Source organism: Microbispora sp. CL1-1, from assembly GCF_012034195.1.
In the GTDB taxonomy this organism is placed as follows: domain Bacteria; phylum Actinomycetota; class Actinomycetes; order Streptosporangiales; family Streptosporangiaceae; genus Microbispora.
This window is the reverse complement of the sequence record NZ_JAATEK010000014.1, coordinates 83,657-105,165: the sequence shown is the minus strand read 5'-3', so window position 1 is coordinate 105,165 and position 21,509 is coordinate 83,657. Positions and strand designations below refer to the sequence as shown.

Below are 21,509 nucleotides of genomic sequence, written 5' to 3'. Positions count from 1 at the left end.
CCGGTCTCCCGGGCTCAGCCGGCGGTGAAGGTCACCTCCGCCGTGGGGACCGTCCCGGCGCGGCGGCCGGGGGCGCTCTGCCACTGCCAGTAGAGGTTCGTGTGCGCGATCACCTGCTCGGTGGACGGCGCGCCGTAGGCGGTGAGGTCCTCGGTGGTGTGCGCGTCGCCGACCAGCGTCACGTCGTATCCCCGGACGAACGCCCCGTGGAGGGTCGAGCGGATGCACGCGTCGGTCTGGGCGCCCGTGACGACGACACGGCCCACCCCGTGCTCGGCGAGCAGCGCCTCAAGGCCGGTGTCCTCGAACGAGTCGCCGTACCTCTTGTGGACGAGCGGCTCCTCGTCGCGGCGGACCAGCTCGGGCACATACTGCCAGTTGTCGCTGCCCTGCTGGAGATCGTGGTCGTTGGAGTGCTGCACCCAGATCACCGGCACGTCCTCGGCGCGTGCCTTGCCCACGAGGGTGTCGATGTTGGCGATCACCGTGTCGCGGTTGGGGGCGCCCGCCACCACGCCGTTCTGCACGTCGATGACCAGCAGCGCGGTGTTCGGGCGATCGGCAAGAGTCGTCATGGGGGTTCCCGTCTCGTCTCGGACCTCGTGCCTCCCACCCTAGAACCGGCCACCGACATTCCGCCCGCGTACAAAGCACCCCAAATTGGAGTGCTACATACCGATTTGCTAGCGTCGAAGGCGTGAGGTTGACGAAGTTCACGGACCTGGCCCTGCGCGTGACCATGCGCCTGGCCGTCCTGGAACCGGGGGCATCGCTCACCACCCGCCAGGTGGCAGACGCGATGCGCATCCCCTACAACCACACCGCCAAGGCCATCGCCCGCCTGCAGCACCTCGGCGTCGTGGAGGCCCGCCGGGGACGCGGGGGCGGCCTGGAGCTGACCGAGTTCGGCCACACGGCCTCGATCGGCTGGCTGGTCCGCGAACTGGAGGGAGAGGAGGAGGTCGTCACCTGCGAGGGGGAGACCCCCTGTCCGCTGCGGGCCGCCTGTAGCCTGCGCGGGGCGCTGCGTGCGGCGCAGCAGGCCTTCTACGCCTCCCTCGATCCCATCACGGTGGATCAGCTGGCCTCCTCCACGTCGAGGCCGGTGCTGCTCAGTCTCTCCTGACCTGCGTCAACGCAAAGAGCGTGCAGATTCATGGCGTTAAATTTGCATCTCTCATACCAATTTGGAGGATGTCATGCTCTCCCCGGAGTCGGCCGCGACCGTCCGCGCCACCCTGCCCGTGATCGCGGGCGCGATCCAGGACATCACCGCCCGTTTCTACGACACGATGTTCGCCGACAACCCCGAGCTGCTGCGCGACCTGTTCAACCGCGGCAACCAGGCCAACGGCGAGCAGCGCGTCGCGCTGGCGGGCTCGATCGCCGCGTTCGCGTCCGCGCTGGTGGAGCATCCCGGAGAGCCGCCCCGCACGATGCTGTCGAGGATCGCCAACAAGCACGCCTCCCTCGGCGTCACCGAGGAGCAGTACGCCGTGGTGCACAAGTACCTGTTCGGCGCGATCGTCGAGGTGCTGGGCGACACCGTGACGCCCGAGGTCGCGCAGGCCTGGGACGAGGTCTACTGGCTCATGGCCGAGACGCTGATCGGTCTGGAGCGCGGTCTCTACCGCGAGGCGGGCCGGGGCTGGACCCGCGCCACGGTGGTCGAGCGGCGCGACGAGACGGCCGACGCGGCCTCCTTCGTCCTGCGCCCCGACCTGCCCATGTCCTTCCGGCCGGGCCAGTACGTCAGCGTCCGGGTGACGCTGCCCGACGGCGCGCGGCAGATCCGGCAGTACAGCCTGTCGAGCGCCCCGGAGCGCGGCGACTGGCGGATCACGGTCAAGCGGGTGCGCGGCGAGGGCACGCCCGAGGGCGAGGTCTCCTCCTGGCTGCACGAACACATCCGGGCCGGTGACGTGCTCTCGGTCTCCGCGCCCTTCGGCGACCTGACCCTGCCCGAGGGCGACGGCCCGCTGCTGCTCGCCTCGGCCGGGATCGGGGTCACGCCCATCCTGGCGATGCTCGACCACCTGGCCGCCACCGGGTCGGAGCGGCGGGTGCTGGTCGTGCACGCCGACCGCTCGCCGGACGCGCACGTCCACCGCGAGGAGCTCGCGGAGCTGGTCGCGGCCCTGCCCGGCGCCACCCTCCACCGGTGGTACGAGGAGCTGCCGGACGGCCACGTGGGCGACCCGGCGGTCGCGGCGGGACTGGCCGACCTTTCGGCGGTCGAGCTGCCCGGCGACGTCGTCGCCTGCCTGTGCGGGCCGCTGCCGTTCATGCGGGCCGTACGCGCGCAGCTGGTCGAGCGGGGCGTGCCCGCCTCCCGCATCCACTACGAGGTGTTCGGCCCCGACCTGTGGATCGCGGCCGCGTGACCCCGGCGGCCCGCCGCCCGGCCGCGGCGGGCCCTCTCACCGGCCCTCGCACCGGGCCCTATCGGGAGCGCAGCAGGCCGACGCCGGCGTAGCCGTCCACGCCCGGGATCCTCGGCAGCTTCGGCTCGTCGGGCTCGGGCCGCCACTCCTCGGTCAGGACCAGGCCCGGCTCCGCCAGGTCGAACCCGTCGAAGAACCGCAGCAGTTCGGCGTGGGTGCGCGGGGTGACCGCACCGGCGGAGGTGTTCTTGTACAGCTCGCGTCCCTCGCGGATCTTCTCCTCGTCGAGGTCCCCGTACGACAGGTGGCTGATGGCCATCGCACTGCCGGGGGCGAGCCGGTCGCGGAGCGTGGCGACGATGCGCTCGGCGTCGTCGTTGTCCGGGACGAAGTGCAGCACGGCCACCATGAGCAGGCCCACCGGCCGGCCGAAGTCGATGTGCTCGTTGATCCGGGGGTCGCCGAGGATGGCCTCGGGCTCGCGCAGGTCGCCGTCCACGACGATCGTCTGGTCGTTGTCGGCCAGCAGGGCCCGGCCGTGGGCGAGCACGATCGGGTCGTTGTCGACGTAGACCACCCGCGCGTCGGGGGCCTCGCGGAGCGCGACCTGGTGGACGTTCTCCTGCGTCGGCAGCCCGGCGCCGATGTCGAGGAACTGGCGGATGCCCTCCCGCGCCATGAGGGTCACGGCCCGGCGGATGAAGCGCCTGTTGGTCCGCACGCCTTCGCGCGCGTTCGGGGTCAGCTCGATGAGCTTCTCGGCCGCCGCCCGGTCGACGGCGAAGTTGTCCTTGCCGCCGAGGAGGTAGTCGTAGATCCGGGCGACACTGGGGACGGTCACGTCGATGCCCGGCGGGCCCTGCTCCATGTTCATCCCTGCCCCTGATGCGCGCGTACGTTGATCAAAGATATCCGATACGTCGGAATTAGGCGCGCCAAAAGGGGAGTTGACCGGCACGCCCGGACGCGGCCGGTCAACCCCCACAGCACGGCGGGCCCCCTCAGTCCCCCGCCGGGCGCTCACCCCCAGGGGTTCCGGCGACCAGGATGTCGACCGGACTCGTCATGACGGGACCGGTGACGACCGGGTCGGCGATGAAGTCGCGCATCCAGTGGAAGCTGGCCTTGGGCGTGCGCACCTGAGTGTCGTAGTCCACGTGCACCAGGCCGAACCTGGCGGAGTAGCCCCGGGCCCACTCGAAGTTGTCCATCAGCGACCAGCAGAAGTAGCCCCGCACGTCGGCGCCGGCCTCCATCGCGTCGCGGGTCGCGGTCAGGTGGTCGCGCAGGTAGTCGATGCGCCCGCTGTCGTCGATCACGCCGTCGTCGCCGTACCCGTTCTCGGTGATGTAGACGGGCGGCAGGTCCGGATAACGGGAGGTCAGCCCCACGAGGGTCTCGTACAGCCCCTCGGGCTCGACCACCCAGCCGAGCCCGCTGGTGCGCGCGTCCTCCGGCGTGACGGTGCGCACGCCCAGGTCGAACGCCGAGCGCTTGGCGGGGTCGGCCTCCGCGTACGGCGCGGCCTCCACGTGCAGCCGGTAGTAGTAGTTCACGCCGAGGAAGTCCACCGGCGTGCCGATGACGTCCAGGTCGCCGTCCCGGCGGAAGGAGAAGTCGGTGATCCGGCCGAACGTCTCCGCCATGTCGGCGGCGTAGGCCCCGCCGAACAGCGGCTCGGTGAACTGCCGGTTGACCAGCAGGTCCATCCGCCGCGCGGCCTGCACGTCCTGCGGCGAGGAGGTCGCCGGGACGGTCGGCGACATGTTGAGCGTCACCCCGATCTGCTGACCGGGCCTGGCCATCTCCCGCAGGCGCGCGACCGCCAGGCCGTGGCCGAGCAGCAGGTGGTGGGCCGCGGCCAGCGCGCCGTGCCCCTCCTTGGCGCCCGGCGCGTGCCGGCCCTCGCCGTAGCCGACGATGGACGAGCAGTAGGGCTCGTTGAGCGTGATCCAGTTCGAGACCGAGTCGCCGAGCGCGTCGTACATCACCTCGGCGTAGTCGGCGAAGCGTTCGGCGGTGTCGCGGACCCGCCAGCCCCCGCGGTCTTCCAGCGCCTGCGGCAGGTCCCAGTGGTAGAGGGTCACATACGGCTCGATCTCGCCCTCGCGAAGGGCGTCGACGAGCCGCCGGTAGAAGTCGAGCCCTCGCCGGTTCACCGGTCCCCGGCCGTCGGGCAGGACGCGCGGCCAGGCGACGGAGAATCGGTAGGCCCCCGCCCCCAGATCTTTCATGAGATCGACATCCTCTTGCCAGCGGTGATAGTGGTCGCAGGCGAACTCACCCGACTCGCCCCGTGCCACCGCGCCGGGCACCCGGCAGAAGGTGTCCCAGATCGAAGGCCCCCGGCCGTCGGTGTCGACGGCCCCCTCTATCTGGTACGCCGCGGTGGCCGTGCCCCACACGAAGCCGGCGGGAAAGGTCCGCGGCATGGCGAGGCGTGCGTCGGTCGCCGTCATTCCCTGTTCGCTCCAGGTTCCGTGCCCGCTTCGGTGAACAGCCCGGGCACGGCGGTCTGCCGTGCGGGCGAATGGACCGTTCCCCCGAAGGCCGCGGGACCCGCCAAGCCGTACGGCGGGCACATACGCGGGCAGACGGAGTTCCGCAGCGGACACCTGAACTCCCTCACAGGAGATAGGGAAGCGGCTGCGAGACGCGAAAGCGGCCGGACCCGTGGCAACGAAAAAGCCGGCCGATGTCCGCCATCAGAACATAAGAAGGCGGGAGGTTGTCAAGTCACGAAATCGTGACGAGCGGAAATTCCGCTTACTGGTTGACGCGCTCACCTCGGTTGCCTATTTTTGGGGAAACCGGTTGCATGAAACCGGTTACAGCGAGATGCGATAGCGTTTGGTCCGTGGCAACGATCAGAGAGCTTGCGCGCCTGTGCGGCGTGTCTCCCGCGACCGTCTCCCGCGTGTTCAACAACCCCGAGGTGGTGAACGCGAAGACCAGGGAGCAGGTGCTGCGGACGGCCCGCCAAATCGGCTATCTACCCAACGAGTCCGCCCGCACCCTGGCCACCAAGAAATCCTTCATGGTGGGCCTGGTGTGGGACACCGACCACCGCCGGCCCGGCTGGCGGCATCCGTTCTTCCAGGAAATCCTCATCGGCCTGAAGACGGCGCTCAGCGGGCGCGGATATCACCTTCTCATGCTCGCCACCAGCGGCGACATGGGCGGGGAGCGGACGGAGGACGCCTACGTGCGCGCCGTGCGCAGGCACAACCTCGACGGCGTCGTGATGATCGACAGCGGCACCTGGGATCCCTCCCTGCGGCGGCTGTCCGAATCGGGCGTCCCCTGCGTCAGCCTCGACCGTCCCGTCGAGGGGTCCCGCGCCACCTATGTGACCTCGGACAACGCGGGCGGCGCCCGCCTGGCCGTACGGCACCTGCACGAGCAGGGACGGCGGGCCATCGCCACGATCACCGGCCCGGCGCACACGCGGCCGGGCGCCGAGCGGCTGCGGGGCTACCAGGAGGAGCTGTCCCGGCTGGGGTTGCCGCAGCGGCCCGATTTCGTCGTGGAGGGTGACTTCTACCTGTCGGGCGGCCACGTCGCGATGCGCCGCCTGCTTGAGGCGGACGAGCGGCCCGACGCCGTGTTCGTCGCGGGCGACGAGATGGCCGTCGGCGCGCTGCGCGCGATCGGCGAGGCCGGTCTGAAGGTGCCCGAGGACATCGCCCTGGTCGGGTTCGACGATATCGAGGTGGCCGCGCTCGTGCCGCCGGGCCTGACGACGATCGCCCAGGACAAGGCCGGGTTCGGCACGGCCGCCGCGGAGGCGGTGGTCTCCATGATCAACGGCGCGGAGACCCCGCCGCCCCGGATCCTGCCGACGACGCTCGTCGTCCGCGGCTCCAGCACGCCCCCGCTCTGACGGAGGCCCAAGAGCTCACCGGCGGCGAAGCCGGGCGTCCTGCAGCGCGGGCGGCGTGGCGGCGTAGTTGTCCTCGGGATTGAGGTCCACTCCCGGCGGCACGATGGCGTCGATGCGGTCGAGGATGTCGTCGGTCAGGTCCACGTCGGCGCCGGGCAGGAGCCCGTCGAGCTGGTCGGCGGTGCGCGGCCCGATCAGCACGGACGTGACGGCCGGGTGCGAGCGGGCGAAGGCGATCGCGAGCTGCGGCAGCGTCAGCCCGGCCTCGTCGGCCAGAGCGGCGAGCTCGGCGAGCGCGGCGGTCTTGAGCTTGCCGGTCGGCGTCGTCGGGTCGTAGTGCGAGGGCCGCGACGAGGCCCGGTGGCCGGTCGTGAGGTCGGCCCGGCCGGAGAGCCAGCCGCCGTTGAGAGGGCTGAAGGCGAGGACGCCGAGCCCGTGGCGCTGGGCGGTCGGGAACACCGCGCCCTCCGGCCTGCGGGTGAACACCGAATACATGGACTGCTCGGTCAGGAACCGGTGGCTCCCCGTGCGCTGCGCCGCCCACTGCGCCTCCACGACCAGCTCCGCCGGGAACATGGAGGAGCCGAACGCCCGGATCTTCCCGGCGCGGACGAGGTCGGTCAGGGCCGACAGCGTCTCGGCGACGTCCGTCTCGTGGTCGGGGCGGTGCATCTGGTAGAGGTCGATGTGATCGACGTCCAGGCGGCGCAGGCTGTCCTCGACCGCACGGAAGATCCACCGCCGGGAACCGCCCCGCCGGTTGGGGTCCTCCCCCATCGGCAGCCCGAACTTCGTGGCGATGACGAGGTCGTCGCGGCGGCCCTTGATCGCCTTGGCGACGATCTCCTCGCACTCGCCCTGGGAGTAGACGTCGGCGGTGTCGATGACGTTGACGCCGGCGTCGAGCGCGCGGTGGATGACGCGGACCGCGTCGTCGTGGTCGCGGTTGCCCATGGCCCCGAACATCATCGCGCCGAGGGAGAGGTCGCTGACGGACATCCCGGTGGCGCCGAGAGTTCTGCGCTTCATGTCGTGTGTGCCTTCCGGATTCGCAGGGCTGCTGACCTGCTCATCCCACCAAGCCGGCCCGCCGTGGCGTGAGCCCGATCCTGGCGCCGCCTTGCACGATCCTGTCAATCTCGCGGCTCGGCCCGGGTGGTTGACTGGCGCGCATGGACCTCCTTGACGAGATGCGCCGGCTGATCACGCGCCTCACCCCCGGTGGCCTGCAGCGGGGGATCGCGGACGGCGTGACCATCGCGTCCCTCGACCGGCCCACGTCGCCGATCGCCACGTTCTCCTCGCCGTCCCTCGCGATCGTCGCGCAGGGCGTCAAACGCACGGTGCTCAACGGGGTCCCGTACGACTATCGCGCCGGGCAGTACCTCGTCGTGTCGGTGGACCTCCCGGTTATCGGCCAGGCCCTGGAGGCCGCCCCGGACAGGCCGTTCGTCGTCTTCAGCATGTCCTTGCGCCCCTCGGACATCGCGCCGCTCCTGCTGGAGACGGGCGCGGCCGGCAGGCCCCCGGCGTTCACCGGCATGGCGGTGAGCGAGGCCACTCCGGAGCTGCTGGACCCTGTCGTACGTCTGCTGCGCATCACGGACCGGCCCGGCGACCTGCGCGTGCTCGCGCCCGGATATCGCCGCGAGATCCTCTGGTGGCTGATCAACGGCGACCAGGGCGCGCTCGTGCGGCAGATCGGCCTCGTCGACGGCAATCTCGCGCACATCTCCCGGGGAATCCGCTGGATCCGCGAGCACTACCGGGAGCAGTTCTCCGTCACGGACCTGGCGGCGCTGTGCGGCATGAGCCCGTCGTCCTTTCACCGGCACTTCCGCGCGGCGACGTCGATGACACCGGTCCAGTTCCAGAAGCAGATCCGTCTCCAGGCGGCCCGCACCCTGCTCATGACCCGCTCGGGAAACGTGGCGGAGATCGGCTATTTCGTCGGTTACGAGAGCGCGTCGCAGTTCAGCAGGGACTATCGCAAGGTGTTCGGGGCCTCCCCCGGCCGGGACGCCGCGCGGCTGAGCGCCATGGCGCCGGACGCCCCGAGGCTGCCGGAGCTGATGGACGAGCCCGCCTGATCCGGCCACCGGTACGTCGTACGACACAAAGGGCGTATCTCGCGTACGAGCCGAGCGGCGAGGAACCGAAGAGCGTCGGGGACTGGTTCCCCCCGCCGCTGCTCGACCGAAGCCCGGACAAGGGGGCGATGCGCCGCGCTCCCGATGGTTGTATAAGCTTCCTATGTAATTTTGCTTCCGTCCGGAGGAACTCCTGTGTCCGACACCCCGAGCGCCGACACCCCTGAGGACCATCAGGCGGTCGCGGCCGTCCTGGACGACCTCGCGGTGCTCGCCATACGGCGGCTGTCCACGCAGAGCGATCTCAGCCTCACGGCGACCATGACCCTGTCGCACCTGGACCGCTACGGCCCGGAGCGGCTGAGCGTCCTGGCCGCCCGCCAGTCCGTCACCCAGCCGTCGATGACCCAGCTCGTGCAGCGCCTTGAGCGTGAGGGCCTGGTGCGCAGGACGGCCGACGACCTCGACGGCCGCGCGGTGCGGGTCAGCGTGACCGACGCCGGCCGGGCGCTGCTGGCCGAGCGGCGCCGCCGGCGCAGAGAGCGGCTCGCCGAGATGCTCGGCACGCTGTCCCCCGGCGAGCTGCGCGAGCTGACGCGGGTCGCCGGCGAGTTCCTCCCCCTGCTCCGGCGCCTGCTTGAGAGCACCGCCGACGAGTAGGGATCAGGGCGCTCCCCTCGCTATCTCCCAGGAGGTCCGGTGAGCTCTGCTCATGCCCCCGTCTCCAACCCCTTCAAGCAGCCGAAGGCGGTCTGGGCCGTCGCCTTCGCCTGCGTGATCTCCTTCATGGGGATCGGGCTGGTGGACCCGATCCTGCCCGCACTCAGCGTGAAGCTGCACGCCACGCCCGCCCAGGTGTCGCTGCTGTTCACGAGCTACCTGGTCGTCACCGCCGTGGCGATGCTGGTCACCGGATGGGTCTCCAGCCGCATCGGCGCCAAGCGCACCCTCATCGTGGGCCTCGCCCTGATCGTGGTGTTCGCCGCCCTCGCCGGGACGTCCGGCAGCATCGGCGGCATCGTCGGTTTCCGCGCCGGCTGGGGCCTCGGCAACGCCCTGTTCATCGCCACCTCGCTCGCCGTCATCGTCGCGTCGAGCAGCGGCGGCTTCGCCGGGGCGATCATCCTGTACGAGACCGCGCTCGGCGTCGGCATCGCGGTCGGGCCCCTGCTGGGCGGCGTGCTCGGCGGCATCAGCTGGCGCGGCCCGTTCTACGGCGTCGCGGTCCTGATGGGGATCGCGCTGATCGCCACCGTCACCCTGGTGCGGCCCACGCCCACGCCGGCGAAGAAGACGAGCGTCGCGGCCCCGATCAAGGCGCTGCGCCACCGCGGCCTGCTCGTCCTGGGCCTGACCGCGCTCCTCTACAACTGGGGCTTCTTCACCCTGCTGGGCTACGCCCCCTATCCGATGGAGCTGAACGAGCACCAGCTCGGCCTCGTCTTCACCGGCTGGGGCATCCTCGTCGCGGTCTTCTCGGTCTTCGCCGCCCCGCGGCTGCAGGCCCGCTTCGGCATCGCCCGCACGCTGTACGCCAACCTCATCCTGTTCAGCCTCGACATCCTGGTGATGGCGGTGTTCACCGGCAACCGGGTCGTCGTGATCTGCGGCGTGATCGTCGCCGGGATCTTCATCGGCGTCAACAACACGGTCACCACCCAGGCGGTCATGACCATCTCGCCCGTGGAGCGGCCCGTCGCCTCCGCGGCCTATGGGTTCATCCGCTTCATCGGCGGCGGCCTCGCCCCCTTCGTCGCGGGCAAGCTCGCCGAGTATTTCGACAGCCAGCACGCGCCGTTCTACATGGGGGCGACGGCCGTGCTCCTCAGCGTGGTCGTCCTCGCCACCGCGCACCGGCAGCTCGGCGACGCCGAGCGCGCCCAGGCGGCCGAGGCGGCCGCCGCCGCACCGGCCGCCGCGCGGCGGGAGGAACTGGAGGAGGCGGCCCTGGCCGAGGACCTCGGCTCGGCCACCTGATCGAGACGCCGGGGGCCGGGCGCGGCGGCCCCCGGCCCTGCCCTGCGGCTCGCCGCCCCGGAATCGGCGGCACGTTCCGGGGTTCTGGGGGCCGGGTCAGATCCGCGTGACCAGGTCGGGAGTGAGCGCGGCGGCCCCAGGGCAGCCGGAAAGCGCCAGCGTGAGGTCGGTCTCCGCCAGCACGCAACGGATCACGTGCTCCACTCCCGCCTGCCCGTCCAGGCCCAGCCCGTACGCGTACGGGCGGCCGAGCAGCACGGTCCGCGCGCCGAGGGCGAGCGCCTTGACGACGTCGTCGCCGGTGCGGATGCCGCCGTCGAACAGCACGGTGAGCCGGTCGGCCACGGCGTCGGCGACGGCAGGCAGGGCGTCGGCCGCCCCGATCGAGCCGTTGACCTGGCGTCCTCCGTGGTTGGAGACGACGACGCCGTCCATGCCCGCGTCGGCCGCCAGACGGGCGTCGTCGGGGTGCAGCACACCCTTCAGCACGATCGGGCCGTCCCAGTGCTCGCGCAGCAGCGCGAGGTCCGGCCAGGTCTTGCCCGGGTCGCCGAACATCCCCACGAAGTGCAGGACGGCGGCGTTCGGGTCCTCGTGCACCGGCCGGGCGAGCCCGGCCTGGAACGCCGGGTCGGTGAAGTAGTTGGCGGTGCCGACGCCGCGCAGGAACGGCAGGTAGGCCTGGTCGAGGTCGCGGGGCCGCCAGGCCAGCAGCGGCGTGTCGAGGGTGACGACCAGCACGGTGAACCCCGCCGCCTTGGCCCGGGCGAGGAAGCTGAGGGTGACCTCGCGGTCCTTGCCCCAATAGAGCTGGAACCACCGCTCGCCGTCGCCCATGGCCGCCGCGACGTCCTCCATCGGCGTGCTGGAGGCCGACGACAGGACGAAGGGCACGCCCGTCGCGGCGGCCGCGCGGGCGGCGGCCCGCTCGGCCTCCGGATGCATGATCGACAGCACGCCGATCGGCGCGAGCGCCAGCGGCGCGGGCAGCCTCCTGCCCAGCACTGTCACCGACAGGTCGCGTTCACGCACGTCGCGGAGCATCCGCGGCACGATCCGCCAGCGGTCGAGCGCCTCGCGGTTGGCGCGCTCGGTGCGCCCGCTGCCCGCGCTGCCGGCGACGTAGCCGAACGGGCCGGGCCCGAGCCGCCGCTCGGCCATCTCCTCCAGCCGGGTCAGGTCGGTCGGCAGCCGGGGCACGGCGCCGGTCATGCCGTTGAGGTAGATCTCGTACTGGAAGTCCGCCCAGCTCATCGCGTTCGCCCTCGCTCCGCTTCCGTCCGGCCGTCGCCCCGGCGGCTTCCGGCGAACACATTATCGGGAACCGGTCAGCGGGCCCCGTGCACCAGGTGGGGGTCAGAGCGCACCAGCGCTGATCGCCGATAAGCGTGTCCGCTGAGTGGGAGCAGCGCCGCCGGGCGGGTTCGGCTCCTGGCCGGGGACGGCGGTCAGCGGGGGCCGGGGGCGCGGCGGAAGAGGAAGGGCCGGCTCTCCCGGCCCGGCACGACGAACCAGCACTCGCCGGTGCCCTCGCTCGCCAGCAGCGAGAAGAACGCGTCGACGACCGTCTCGACGTCGAGGATGGGGAACTTCAGCTCGTCGAGCAGCTCCTTGATGTCGCCGCTCAGGATCCCGGTGTCCGCGAACGACGGGCACAGCCCCTGCACCCGGATGCCGAGGGGTTCGAGCTGCGGGCCGAGCGAGCGGACGAGCCCGACGACCGCGTGCTTGTTGGCCGCGTAGACGGGGTCCTGCGGAATGCCCACGATCCCCGCCATGCTGGCGGTCGCCACGATCACGCCCCCGGCCCGCATCGCCGGCAGCGCGGCGTGCACGCCGAAGACGACGCCGTCGAGGTTGATCCCCATCACGCGCCGGTAGCGGTCGAGATCGAAGTCCTCGCCGAGCCCGCAGCCCGAGGCGACGCCCGCGTTGAGGAAGGCGAGGTCGAGCCCGCCGTGCCGCTCGACCGCGAGCGCCACCGCGGCCTGGTTGTCCTCAAGCCGCGACACGTCGGTCCGCACGAACGCGGCGCCGATCTCCTCGGCGGTGCGCGCCCCGGCCTCGGCGTCGACGTCCGCCAGCACCACGTGCGCGCCGTACGCCGCGAGGCGGCGGGCCACACCCGCGCCGATGCCGCTCGCGCCCCCGGTGACGAGCGCGACCTTGCCGGAGATGTCGTCGGTGTTCACAGCGGAAGTCCTCCCGTGGCGGCCCTGGTCGTGCCGGTGGCCCGATAGGCGTCGATGGTGCGTTCGGCGATGCGCATCTGGTGGATCTCGTCGGCGCCGTCCGCGAACCGCGCCCATCGGGCGTGCTGGAACATGTGCGCCAGCGGGGTGTCGGTCGAGTAGCCGAGCGCGCCGTGGACCTGGACGGCCCGGTCGACGATCCGGTTGAGGCTGTTCGCCACGAAGTGCTTGGCCATCGAGACCTCCGTACGGAAGTCCTCGCCCTTGTCGATCTTCGAGGCGGCGTGCAGGACCATGAGCTTGCACTGGTAGAGCTCCATGGCCGAGTCGGCGATCATCCACTGCACGCCCTGCTTGTCGGCGAGCAGCGACCCGTGGCTGAACCTGTCGAGCGCCCTGCCCACCATCATGTCAAGGGCCGTCTCCGCCTGTGATATCCAGCGCATGCAGTGCGCCAGCCGGGCCGGGCCGAGACGATACTGGCCCAGCCGGTGGCCGTTGCCCCGCCCGCCGAGCACGGCGGAGCCGGGCACGCGCAGGTCGGTGATGACGATCTCGCTGTGGCCGGTCGAGCCGTGCATGGTCTCGATCTCGCGTACGTCGTTCCAGCCGTCGGCCGGCAGGTCCACGAGGAAGGCGGTGTTGGCGCCCCGCGCGCCCTCCGGCAGGTCGAACTCGGTCTTGGCGATCAGGATGGCGAAGCTCGCCCTCCGTGCGTTGGAGATGAACCACTTGTGCCCGCTGATCACCCATTCGTCGCCGTCCTGCACGGCGCTCGTACGGATGAGCGTGGGATCGGAGCCGGCCACCTCGGGCTCGGTCATCGCGAAGCACGACATCTTCACGCCGTCGAGCAGCGGCCGCAGGTAGCGCTCCTTCTGCTCGTCGGTGCCCCAGTGGAGCAGCGTGTGCATGTTGCCCTCGTCGGGGGCCGCGCAGTTGAGCACCCATGGTCCGAGCCTGGTCTTGGCCGCCTCGGCCTGCACCATGGCCAGCTCGACGTGGCCGAGGCCCATGCCGCCCCACTCCTTGGGCATGTGCGGCAGCCAGAGCCCCTCCTCCTTGGCCCGGCGGCGCAGGCCGAAGATCGTGCGCAGGTATTCGTCCCGGGTGAGCGCCTTCTCCTCGGAGTCCTCGAACGGTTTGACCGCCGGGATCACCGTCTCCTGCTCGTGCTCGGGGGCGAGCGTGAAGTCGATGGCCATGGCCCTCCCTCGGGCACGATAATGCGGCTGGATCACGAAATAATGCGATCGCCTGAAATACCGTATCCTTCAGCCGTAGGAGCGACAAGGCACGAGCGACAAGGGAGGCGTGATGCCGGCGGAGACCACGGTCCGGAGGCTCGTGGACGCCGCCGAGCGCCTGTTCGCCGAGCGCGGCATCGACGCGGTCTCGCTGCGCGAGATCAACGCCGCCGCCGGGCAGCGCAACTCCACCGCGCTGCAGTATCACTTCGGCGACCGCGCCGGGCTGCTGAAGGCGGTGCTCGCCAAGCACCGGCCCGAGATCGAGGCGCGGCGCCACCAGCTCCTGGACGAGTACGAGGCACGCGGGCCGCTGCCGCCGGGCGAGGCGCTGCGCACGCTCGCCGCCGCGCTCGTCCGCCCGGCCGCCGCCAAGCTGGCCGACCCCGACGGCGGGCGCGACTACCTGCGCGTGATGGAGCAGCTCGTGCACCGCGTGCCGCCCAGCCTCCCCGAGGACGGCGGCGGCAGCATCGGCCGCTGGCGGGAGCTCGTCGCCCCCCTGCTGCCCGAGGCCGCCGTACGCCTGCACCAGCGCTTCATGGCGATCCGCATGACGTACGTCGAGCTGGCCCGGCGCGCGGGCGGTCCCCCTGCCCGGGACGACCGGCTGTTCACCAGCCATCTGATCGACGTGGTCGCGGCGGTCCTCGCCAGCGAGGTCTCCGGCGAGACCGCCCGGCTCCTCGCCGAACGCGAGCGGCGCTCCTGAGGCCGGCCCGGGTGTCGTCGCCGTACTTTTGCCCTGTCCGGGGAATTCGCTGCCGAAGCGCGGCGGCATCGGGGGCACACACTCGGTAGGACGACCGCCGCGCGGCGGTGTCATCGGGCATCAGGGAATCCCGCGGCGGACCTGATTCCGCGTCCCTTCCGCGGGTCGCACGGACGCTCTCCGTGCGCATCGACCGCACCCGCTCACGCCATACGCGATCGGCCAAAGGGTGATCATGCCGAGTCACGCATCGCGAACAGCACGGACCGAGAACGGCTCGCGGATCTCGTTAAGGCGGTCGCACGGACGGCTGCACCACGTCTTCGAGGCGCGGTGCGACCTGACGCCGGGGGCGACTGCGCTGGAGTGCGGGCCGGTGCGGCTGACCTACGCCGCGCTGGACGCCCGGGCGAACCGGCTGGCGCACCTGCTGCGGGGCATGGGGATCGGCTGCGGATCCCGCGTCGCGATCCTGCTGCCGAGGTCGGTGCACACCTACGTGGCGCTGCTCGCGGTCGGCAAGGCGGGCGCGGCGTTCGTGCCGATCGACCCGCAGTCGCCGCCGGACCGGGTCGGCTACATCCTCGACGACGCCGGCGTCGACCTCGTGCTCACCACGGCCGGCCGGTCGCCCGCCGCCGTCGCGCCGGGGCGCCGCGTGCTCGACCTCGACGCATCCGCCGCTCTCGCCGCCGCCGCGCCGGCCACCCGCCCGCTCGACGGCGCGCCCGGCGACGACCCGGTCGCGTACGTCATGTACACCTCCGGGTCGAGCGGCCGGCCGAAGGGCGTCGAGGTGGCGCAGTCGAGCATCACCAACTTCCTCGACGTCGTGCCCGGCCTGTACGGCGTGCGCCCGGACGACCGGGTCTACCAGGGCATGACGATCTCCTTCGACTTCTCCATCGAGGAGATCTGGCCGACGTGGTCGGCCGGGGCCACCCTCGTCGCGGGCCCGGCGGGCTTACCCCAGTTCGGCGCGGAGCTCGCGGACTTCCTGGACCACAGCGAGATCACGATGCTCTACTGCGTGCCGACGCTGCTCGCGACGATCCCCCGCGACCTGCCGCGCCTGCGCACGGTGTTCGTCGGGGGCGAGCCCTGCCCGCCCCGCCTGGTGGAGCGGTGGAGCCGGCCGGGCCGCCGGATCCTCAACACGTACGGGCCCACCGAGGCGACCGTCACCGCGACCTGCGCCGAGCTGCTGCCGGGACGGCCGGTCACCATCGGCAGGCCGCTGCCGACCTACTCCGTGGTGCTGCTGGACGAGCGGCGCGAGCCGGTGCCGGACGGCGAGATCGGCGAGATCTGCATCGGCGGGCCCGGCGTCGCCCGCGGCTACGTCGGCCGCCCCGACCTGACCGCCGACCGCTTCATCGAGCATCCGCTGGCCTCCCCCGGCGGCAGGCTGTACCGCACCGGCGACCTCGGCCGGGTGACCGCGACCGGGGACATCGAATATCTGGGCCGCGCCGACGCCGAGGTGAAGATCCGGGGACATCGGGTGGACCTCGGCGAGATCGAGAACGTGCTGCTGGAGGACCCCGGTGTCGCCGAGGCCGTGGCCGCCCTCATGCCCGTGCCCGGCGCCTCCGCCGAGGAGCTCGCCGCCTACGTCGTGCCCGCGGCGAGCGACGGCGACCCGGCCCTCGCCGGGCGGCTCCACGACCGGCTGCGCCGCAGGCTTCCGGCCTACATGGTGCCCTCGTTCCTCGACGTCGTGACCGCGCTGCCGGCCATGCCGAGCGGCAAGGTGGACCGCCGGAGGCTGCCCCCGCCGACCGGCCGCCGCCTCGTGGGCTCCGGGCCGGTGACGCCCGCCGAGGGCGAGCTGGAGACGCGCCTGCGCGCGGTGTGGGCCGAGGCGTTCGGCGTCGCCCCCGAGACGCTGTCGGTCGAGGCGGACTTCTTCACCGACCTCGGCGGTCACTCCCTGCTGGCGGCACGTGTGGTGTCGCTGCTGCGCGCCGGCGAGATCGGCGCGGGCCTCGCCGTACGCGACCTCTACGCCAACCCCACCGTGCGCCGCCTCGCCGCGCATCTGGGCTCCCGTACCGGCGGGCCGGAGCCGGCCGCCCCGCCCCGCCCGGCTCCCCTGCGGCACACCGGACGCCGGATCGCGCTGGCCGGGGCCGCGCAGGGCGCGGCCGTCTACGCGCTGCTGCTCGTGATCACACTGCCGCTGTCCGTCACGTTGTACGGGTGGGCCAACCCCCGCCCGGCCCCCGGCGTCCCGATGACGGACGAGGGGTGGCTGCTGCTGCCCGGTCAGGGCGCCGAGCTGCTCTCCTCGCTGGCGATGGCCGCGCTGACCGCGTACGTCTGCGTGCACTGGCTGCTGCCGGTGCTGCTCGCCCGGCCGCTCACGGCCGGCGTGCGGCCCGGCCGATATCCGCTGTGGGGCGTCACCTACGTGCGGTTGTGGGCGCTGCACCTGCTGCTGTCGGTCTCCCCGCTGCCGCTGCTGAGCGGCTCCCCGATGATGGGGCCCTACCTGCGGCTGCTCGGCGCGCGGGTCGGGCCCGGCGCCGCCGTCGCGACGGCCGACGTCAACCTCCCGGCGCTGCTGCGGATCGGCGCGGGCGCCTCGGTCGGATATCGCTCCTCCCTGCACGCGTGGGTGGTGGTGGACGGATGGGTGGTCGTCGCCCCCGTGGAGATCGGCCCGCACGCGTTCGTCGGGAACGGCGCAGTGCTCGGGCCGGGCACGCGGGTCGGCGCCCACGCCGGGCTCGGCGACCAGTCCGCGCTGACGCAGGGCGAGACGGTGCCGGACGGAGCGCGGTGGGCCGGGTCGCCGCCGAGCCCCGTGGAGTCGCTCGGGCCCGTGGTGGAGACGATGCTGGGCGCCCCCGCCCCGCCGGGTTGGAAGGCGCGTCACGTGGCCGCGGCGGTGGCCGGCCTCTGCTGCCTTGAGGCGGTCGCGGTGGCCTCGATCGTGCCGAGCGTCCTGCTCGTCTGGGCGGCCGTGGCCACCTGGGGCATCGCGGCCGGCCCGGCCGCCGTCCTGGTGGCGGGCCCGCTGTACGTCGCCGTCGTCTGCGCGGCGGTGGCCGCGGGCAAGCGCCTGGTCCTGCGGAAGGCGCCGGCCGGCGTCCACCCGGCGCGCTCCTGGCTCGGCGTACGCAAGTGGGTGGCGGACAAGCTCCTGGAGTTCAGCCTGCGGTCGACCAACTCGCTCTACGGCACGCTCTACACCGCCCCGTGGCTGCGGCTGCTCGGCGCGCGGGTCGGCCGCCGCGCGGAGGTGTCCACGGCCGCGCAGCTCGACCCCGATCTCCTCACGCTGCGGGAGGAGAGCTTCGTCGCCGACATGGCGAGCGTGGGGGCCGCGGGCTTCGCCCGGGGCCGGGTCGCCTTCCTGCCGACCGAGGTGGGCAGGCGGGCGTTCGTCGGCAACGCCGCGGTCATCCCGGCGGGCACCCGGATGGGGCCGGGGTCGCTGGTGGGCGTGAGCACGATCCCGCCGCGCGACGGCGTGCCCGAGGGCACCTCGTGGCTCGGCTCTCCCCCGATGCACCTGCCCGTACGGCAGGACAGCGGCTCGTTCTCCGAGGAGCAAACGTTCCGGCCGCCCCGCCGGCTGGTGCTGCACCGCCTGGGCGTCGAGTTCTTCCGCGCCACGCTCCCGGCGACGCTGTTCGGCACCGCCTTCTACCTTTACCTGCTGGGCGTGCACGCGCTCGCCCGCGTCCTGCCCCTGCCCGCGGTCGTGGCCGCCTCGCCGCTCGCCGCCTGCGCGGCGGGGCTGACGGTGATCGGCTGCTGCGCCGGGCTCAAGCGGCTGCTCATCGGCGTCTACCGGCCGAGGGTGGAGCCGCTGTGGAGCACGTTCGTCCGGCGTACGGAGTTCGTCACCGGGCTGTACGAGGCCGCCGCGGTCCCGGCCGGGGTCGCGCTGCTGTCCGGCACCCCGTTCCTGCCGCCCGTGCTGCGCTGGTTCGGGGCCCGCATCGGCAGGCGCACCTGCATCGCGACGACCTACATGACCGAGTTCGACCTGGTGGAGATCGGCGACGACGTCGCGATCGGATCGGGGGTGTCCCTGCAGACCCACCTCTTCGAAGACCGGGTCATGAAGATGTCCGCCGTGACCGTGCGGTCCGGCGCGAGCATCGGCCCGCGTGCCGTCGTGCTCTACGACTCCGTGGTGGGCGAGGACGTCTCGCTCGGCGCGCTGTCGCTGCTGATGAAGGGCGAGCGGCTCACGCCGGGCACGAGCTGGCGGGGCATCCCGGCGCAGGCCGCCACCGCCTGAGAGAGGAACACCATGGGATCCACCGGCGTACGCGGGGCCCTGCGCCGCCTCTTCCGCAAGGAGAAGCCCCTTCCTCCGCGCTCCGGACGGCCGCTCGCGCTCGTCTATCGGGGCCCGGCCTCGCTTCCCGGCTGCTCGGAGGCGGTCGCCGGGCTGCTGGAGGGGAGCCGCTGGGGCTTCGACGTCCGTTACACGGGCCCGCGCGAGGAGATCCCGCTCTCGGCGGAGGCGCTGGCCGGGGCCGCCGTGTACGCCCAGCCCGGCGGGGGCGACCTCGACCGCGGCTATCGGCATCTCAAGCGGCATCGCGACCTGCTCCGCGACTTCGTCGCCCGGGGCGGCCGCTATCTCGGCTTCTGCCTCGGCGGCTATCTCGCCGGAGCCACCCCGGGGTTCGCCCTGCTGCCGGGCGACACCGACCAGTACATCGCCACGCCGGGCGCGACCGTGGATGACGAGGAGGACACGCTCGTCGACGTGCGGTGGCGCGGCCGGGACAGGACCGTGTTCTTCCAGGACGGCCCCTGCTTCCTGCTCGAACCGGGCAGCCGGGCCAGCGTCCTCGCCACCTATCCCAACGGCGCCGTCGCCGCTCTCGTCACACCGTACGGCGCGGGCCGGGTCGCCGTGGTCGGCCCGCATCCGGAGGCCACCGACGACTGGTTCACCGACGCCGGTCTGCCGGTGCGGCACGCGCAGGATCTCGGCCTCGACCTCGTGGACGCGGTCATGGCCGGGTGACTGCCGTGACGCATGTAGCCAATGAGAATATTCGCCATTTAAGTGACAAATATGGACGAATTACCGCTTTTACCTAAAAATCCCCATGATGGGGGAATGGTGCGTAGCTTGGCCGCCCTCGCCGTGGGCCTCACCCTGATCGCCGCTTCGGCCGCTCCCAACGCTCCCGCCGCCGCGGGGCCGGTCACCTTCCTCCCCGGATCGGAGGGAATGGGCGACCCCTACTACCCCCTCCAGGGCAACGGCGGCTACGACGTCGGACACTACGACCTGCGCCTGCGGTTCGACCCTGACGACCACTCGGTGGACGCCACCACGACCATCACCGCGACCGCCGTACAGAACCTGTCGCGGTTCAATCTCGACTTCTCCGGGCCGCAGATCAGCGGCGTGCTGGTGAACGGCGCCCAGGCGTCCTACCACCGCGACGGCCAGGAGCTGGTCATCACCCCGCCGAACGGCCTGCTGTCGGGGAGCACCTTCACGGTCGCGGTCTCCTACGCCGGCGCCCCGAAGGCGGTCTCGGACGCGACCGGCGAGCAGGGATGGCTCAGGACCGAGGACGGCGTGTACGTGGCGTCCCAGCCGGACGGCGCGCGCAGCTGGTTCCCGGCCAACGACAGCCCGGCGGACAAGGCCACCTTCTCCTTCCGGATCTCCGCGCCCGAGGATCTCGCCGTACTGGCCAACGGCGAGCACACGGGCACGGACAGCGCGGACGACGACGGCTACCGCACCGTGCACTGGGAGATGAAGCAGCCGATGGCGCCCTATCTCGCCACGCTCGCGATCGGGCACTTCGTGGTGAACGAGGGCACGGTCGGCGGCATGCCCAACGTGACCGCCTACGACCCGTCGCTCGCGGACGAGTCGAAGGACCTGCACGACTTCACGGCGAAGGCGGTCGCGTGGGAGACCGGCCTGTTCGGCCCCTACCCGTTCTCCTCCACGGGCGGCATCGCCGACGGCGACGGCTCGGTGACCGCGCTGGAGACGCAGGGCAGGCCCGTCTACAGCGGCGGCCCGTCCGACGACCTGGAGATCGTGCACGAGCTGGCGCACCAGTGGTTCGGCGACAGCGTCGGCGTGCGGAGCTGGCGCGACATCTGGCTCAACGAGGGCTTCGCGACGTACGCCGAATGGCTCTACCAGGAGCAGCACGGCGGGCCGTCCGCCAAGGAGATCTTCGACGAGCACTACCGGAAGACCGGCGGCTTCTGGCACCTCAAGACCGGCGATCCCGGCCAGGCGCACATGTTCGACGAGAACGCGGTGTACCTCCGGGGCGCCATGACCGTCCAGGCCCTGCGTACGAAGATCGGCGACAAGGTGTTCTTCCCGCTGCTGAAGACCTGGGCGCAGCAGAACAGGCACGGCACGGCCACCACGGCCGACTTCGTCTCCCTCGCCGAGAAGCTCAGCGGGCAGAACCTCCGCCCGTTCTTCGACGCATGGCTCTACCAGGCCGCCAAGCCCCGCGTCTGATCCCGGCGCGATCTTCGCTGCCGGGCCCCGGGCGCACGAAACGGGAGGTTTGCCCTGGTGGTGAATGGGGAGGGAGGACAGCGCCCACGCACCCCGCGTGACCACAAGACGCGAGGGGCGCGACAGGGAAGGGGCGAGGTGAGCGGGCTGCCGACCATCAAGAGCCCGGACGAGCCGACCAAGCTCGTGGAGCACCGGCCCGGTCTGCATCTGCGCTACTCCAAGGACCCCGACGCCGACGCCGGCAGGCCGAGCGTCGGCATGGGCCGCGGCCCCGACCACGAGCCGCTCGGTCGACCGGGCCGAGCCGGTCGCGTGGCTCGACGACTCGATGGCCGAGCAGGCGCGCGAGCACTACGACAAGATGTTCGACGCAGGCCGTGACTCCACCGGCCGAGCAGAACATGCACGCCACCGATGTATCCCGACGCCGTGATCGACACCGACACGTCGCCTGCGGGGGCGCTCCGCGGAGATCGCCTGCTCGGTAGCCTTGCAGGGCGGTGAACCCGCCGCGTCCACGCCCGCGGTCACGGCGGC

General features: G+C 72.0%; 17 protein-coding genes. 10 read left to right on the top strand and 7 right to left on the bottom strand.

Annotated features, from left to right (window positions below; translation table 11 throughout):
* Positions 1–14 precede the first annotated feature (14 nt).
* Complete coding sequence (locus tag HCK04_RS18665; RefSeq protein WP_142648623.1) at positions 15–575, bottom strand: cysteine hydrolase family protein; 561 nt, start codon at positions 573–575, stop codon at positions 15–17.
* 122 nt (positions 576–697) lie between these two features.
* Here HCK04_RS18665 and HCK04_RS18660 point away from each other — a divergent pair, with 122 nt between their 5' ends.
* Together HCK04_RS18660 and HCK04_RS18655 are read left to right on the top strand one after the other, a co-directional pair.
* Complete coding sequence (locus HCK04_RS18660) at positions 698–1,126, top strand: Rrf2 family transcriptional regulator (RefSeq protein ID WP_142648622.1); 429 nt, start codon at positions 698–700, stop codon at positions 1,124–1,126.
* Between the two features lie 73 nt (positions 1,127–1,199).
* Positions 1,200–2,384 carry a globin domain-containing protein gene (locus tag HCK04_RS18655; protein ID WP_142648621.1) on the top strand — a complete coding sequence of 395 codons (1,185 nt, stop codon included), beginning with the start codon at positions 1,200–1,202 and terminating at the stop codon, positions 2,382–2,384.
* Between the two features lie 58 nt (positions 2,385–2,442).
* On the opposite strand, the gene HCK04_RS18650 is transcribed toward HCK04_RS18655, so the two are convergent.
* Together HCK04_RS18650 and HCK04_RS18645 are read right to left on the bottom strand one after the other, a co-directional pair.
* On the bottom strand, positions 2,443–3,258 hold the full coding sequence (locus HCK04_RS18650) for an SAM-dependent methyltransferase (RefSeq protein WP_205830428.1): 816 nt from the start codon (positions 3,256–3,258) through the stop codon (positions 2,443–2,445).
* 127 nt (positions 3,259–3,385) lie between these two features.
* On the bottom strand, positions 3,386–4,843 hold the full coding sequence (locus tag HCK04_RS18645; RefSeq protein ID WP_205830427.1) for a GH1 family beta-glucosidase: 1,458 nt from the start codon (positions 4,841–4,843) through the stop codon (positions 3,386–3,388).
* Positions 4,844–5,241: 398 nt separating this feature from the next.
* Between HCK04_RS18645 and HCK04_RS18640 the strand changes: the two genes are divergently transcribed.
* Complete coding sequence (locus tag HCK04_RS18640; RefSeq protein ID WP_205830426.1) at positions 5,242–6,267, top strand: LacI family DNA-binding transcriptional regulator; 1,026 nt, start codon at positions 5,242–5,244, stop codon at positions 6,265–6,267.
* Positions 6,268–6,282: 15 nt separating this feature from the next.
* On the opposite strand, the gene HCK04_RS18635 is transcribed toward HCK04_RS18640, so the two are convergent.
* Positions 6,283–7,296 carry an aldo/keto reductase gene (locus HCK04_RS18635; protein WP_142648619.1) on the bottom strand — a complete coding sequence of 338 codons (1,014 nt, stop codon included), beginning with the start codon at positions 7,294–7,296 and terminating at the stop codon, positions 6,283–6,285.
* A gap of 143 nt (positions 7,297–7,439) precedes the next feature.
* Between HCK04_RS18635 and HCK04_RS18630 the strand changes: the two genes are divergently transcribed.
* From HCK04_RS18630 to HCK04_RS44250, 3 genes are all read left to right on the top strand, one after another.
* Positions 7,440–8,357 carry an AraC family transcriptional regulator gene (locus HCK04_RS18630; RefSeq protein ID WP_142648618.1) on the top strand — a complete coding sequence of 306 codons (918 nt, stop codon included), beginning with the start codon at positions 7,440–7,442 and terminating at the stop codon, positions 8,355–8,357.
* Between the two features lie 195 nt (positions 8,358–8,552).
* Positions 8,553–9,017, top strand: a complete 465-nt coding sequence (locus tag HCK04_RS18625; protein WP_205830425.1) for a MarR family winged helix-turn-helix transcriptional regulator — start codon at positions 8,553–8,555, stop codon at positions 9,015–9,017.
* Between the two features lie 39 nt (positions 9,018–9,056).
* The gene (locus tag HCK04_RS44250; RefSeq protein ID WP_142648617.1) at positions 9,057–10,334 is read left to right on the top strand and encodes an MFS transporter; all 1,278 of its coding nucleotides are present in this window, start codon (positions 9,057–9,059) and stop codon (positions 10,332–10,334) included.
* A gap of 96 nt (positions 10,335–10,430) precedes the next feature.
* Here HCK04_RS44250 and HCK04_RS18615 read toward each other — a convergent pair whose 3' ends face one another.
* The 3 genes from HCK04_RS18615 to HCK04_RS41240 form a co-directional block, all read right to left on the bottom strand.
* Positions 10,431–11,588: a lactate 2-monooxygenase gene (locus tag HCK04_RS18615; RefSeq protein ID WP_142648616.1), complete on the bottom strand. Its 1,158-nt coding sequence runs from the start codon at positions 11,586–11,588 to the stop codon at positions 10,431–10,433.
* Positions 11,589–11,782: 194 nt separating this feature from the next.
* Positions 11,783–12,526, bottom strand: a complete 744-nt coding sequence (locus HCK04_RS18610) for an SDR family NAD(P)-dependent oxidoreductase (RefSeq protein WP_185948992.1) — start codon at positions 12,524–12,526, stop codon at positions 11,783–11,785.
* Positions 12,523–13,731 carry an acyl-CoA dehydrogenase family protein gene (locus HCK04_RS41240; protein ID WP_142648614.1) on the bottom strand — a complete coding sequence of 403 codons (1,209 nt, stop codon included), beginning with the start codon at positions 13,729–13,731 and terminating at the stop codon, positions 12,523–12,525. The genes HCK04_RS18610 and HCK04_RS41240 overlap by 4 nt, the downstream gene beginning before the upstream one ends.
* A 112-nt stretch (positions 13,732–13,843) precedes the next feature.
* Between HCK04_RS41240 and HCK04_RS18605 the strand changes: the two genes are divergently transcribed.
* The 4 genes from HCK04_RS18605 to HCK04_RS18590 all read left to right on the top strand — a co-directional run bounded on the left by HCK04_RS18605 (position 13,844) and on the right by HCK04_RS18590 (position 20,969).
* The gene (locus HCK04_RS18605) at positions 13,844–14,485 is read left to right on the top strand and encodes a helix-turn-helix domain-containing protein (protein ID WP_142648613.1); all 642 of its coding nucleotides are present in this window, start codon (positions 13,844–13,846) and stop codon (positions 14,483–14,485) included.
* A 235-nt stretch (positions 14,486–14,720) separates the two neighbouring features.
* The gene (locus HCK04_RS18600; protein WP_142648612.1) at positions 14,721–18,743 is read left to right on the top strand and encodes a Pls/PosA family non-ribosomal peptide synthetase; all 4,023 of its coding nucleotides are present in this window, start codon (positions 14,721–14,723) and stop codon (positions 18,741–18,743) included.
* A gap of 12 nt (positions 18,744–18,755) precedes the next feature.
* Entirely contained in the window at positions 18,756–19,484 is a 729-nt protein-coding gene (locus tag HCK04_RS18595) for a BPL-N domain-containing protein (protein ID WP_142648611.1), read from the top strand.
* Positions 19,485–19,580: 96 nt separating this feature from the next.
* Complete coding sequence (locus tag HCK04_RS18590) at positions 19,581–20,969, top strand: M1 family metallopeptidase (protein WP_142648610.1); 1,389 nt, start codon at positions 19,581–19,583, stop codon at positions 20,967–20,969.
* Positions 20,970–21,509 lie beyond the last annotated feature (540 nt).

What these genes read in the sequence shown, in the direction of transcription:
- HCK04_RS18665 (WP_142648623.1), bottom strand. Translation starts at nt 575, where the DNA reads ATGACGACTCTTGCCGATCGCCCGAACACCGCGCTGCTGGTCATCGAC.
- HCK04_RS18655 (WP_142648621.1), top strand. Translation starts at nt 1,200, where the DNA reads ATGCTCTCCCCGGAGTCGGCCGCGACCGTCCGCGCCACCCTGCCCGTG.
- HCK04_RS18650 (WP_205830428.1), bottom strand. Translation starts at nt 3,258, where the DNA reads ATGAACATGGAGCAGGGCCCGCCGGGCATCGACGTGACCGTCCCCAGT.
- HCK04_RS18645 (WP_205830427.1), bottom strand. Translation starts at nt 4,843, where the DNA reads ATGACGGCGACCGACGCACGCCTCGCCATGCCGCGGACCTTTCCCGCC.
- HCK04_RS18635 (WP_142648619.1), bottom strand. Translation starts at nt 7,296, where the DNA reads ATGAAGCGCAGAACTCTCGGCGCCACCGGGATGTCCGTCAGCGACCTC.
- HCK04_RS18630 (WP_142648618.1), top strand. Translation starts at nt 7,440, where the DNA reads ATGGACCTCCTTGACGAGATGCGCCGGCTGATCACGCGCCTCACCCCC.
- HCK04_RS18615 (WP_142648616.1), bottom strand. Translation starts at nt 11,588, where the DNA reads ATGAGCTGGGCGGACTTCCAGTACGAGATCTACCTCAACGGCATGACC.
- HCK04_RS41240 (WP_142648614.1), bottom strand. Translation starts at nt 13,731, where the DNA reads ATGGCCATCGACTTCACGCTCGCCCCCGAGCACGAGCAGGAGACGGTG.
- HCK04_RS18605 (WP_142648613.1), top strand. Translation starts at nt 13,844, where the DNA reads ATGCCGGCGGAGACCACGGTCCGGAGGCTCGTGGACGCCGCCGAGCGC.
- HCK04_RS18600 (WP_142648612.1), top strand. Translation starts at nt 14,721, where the DNA reads ATGCCGAGTCACGCATCGCGAACAGCACGGACCGAGAACGGCTCGCGG.
- HCK04_RS18595 (WP_142648611.1), top strand. Translation starts at nt 18,756, where the DNA reads ATGGGATCCACCGGCGTACGCGGGGCCCTGCGCCGCCTCTTCCGCAAG.
- HCK04_RS18590 (WP_142648610.1), top strand. Translation starts at nt 19,581, where the DNA reads ATGGTGCGTAGCTTGGCCGCCCTCGCCGTGGGCCTCACCCTGATCGCC.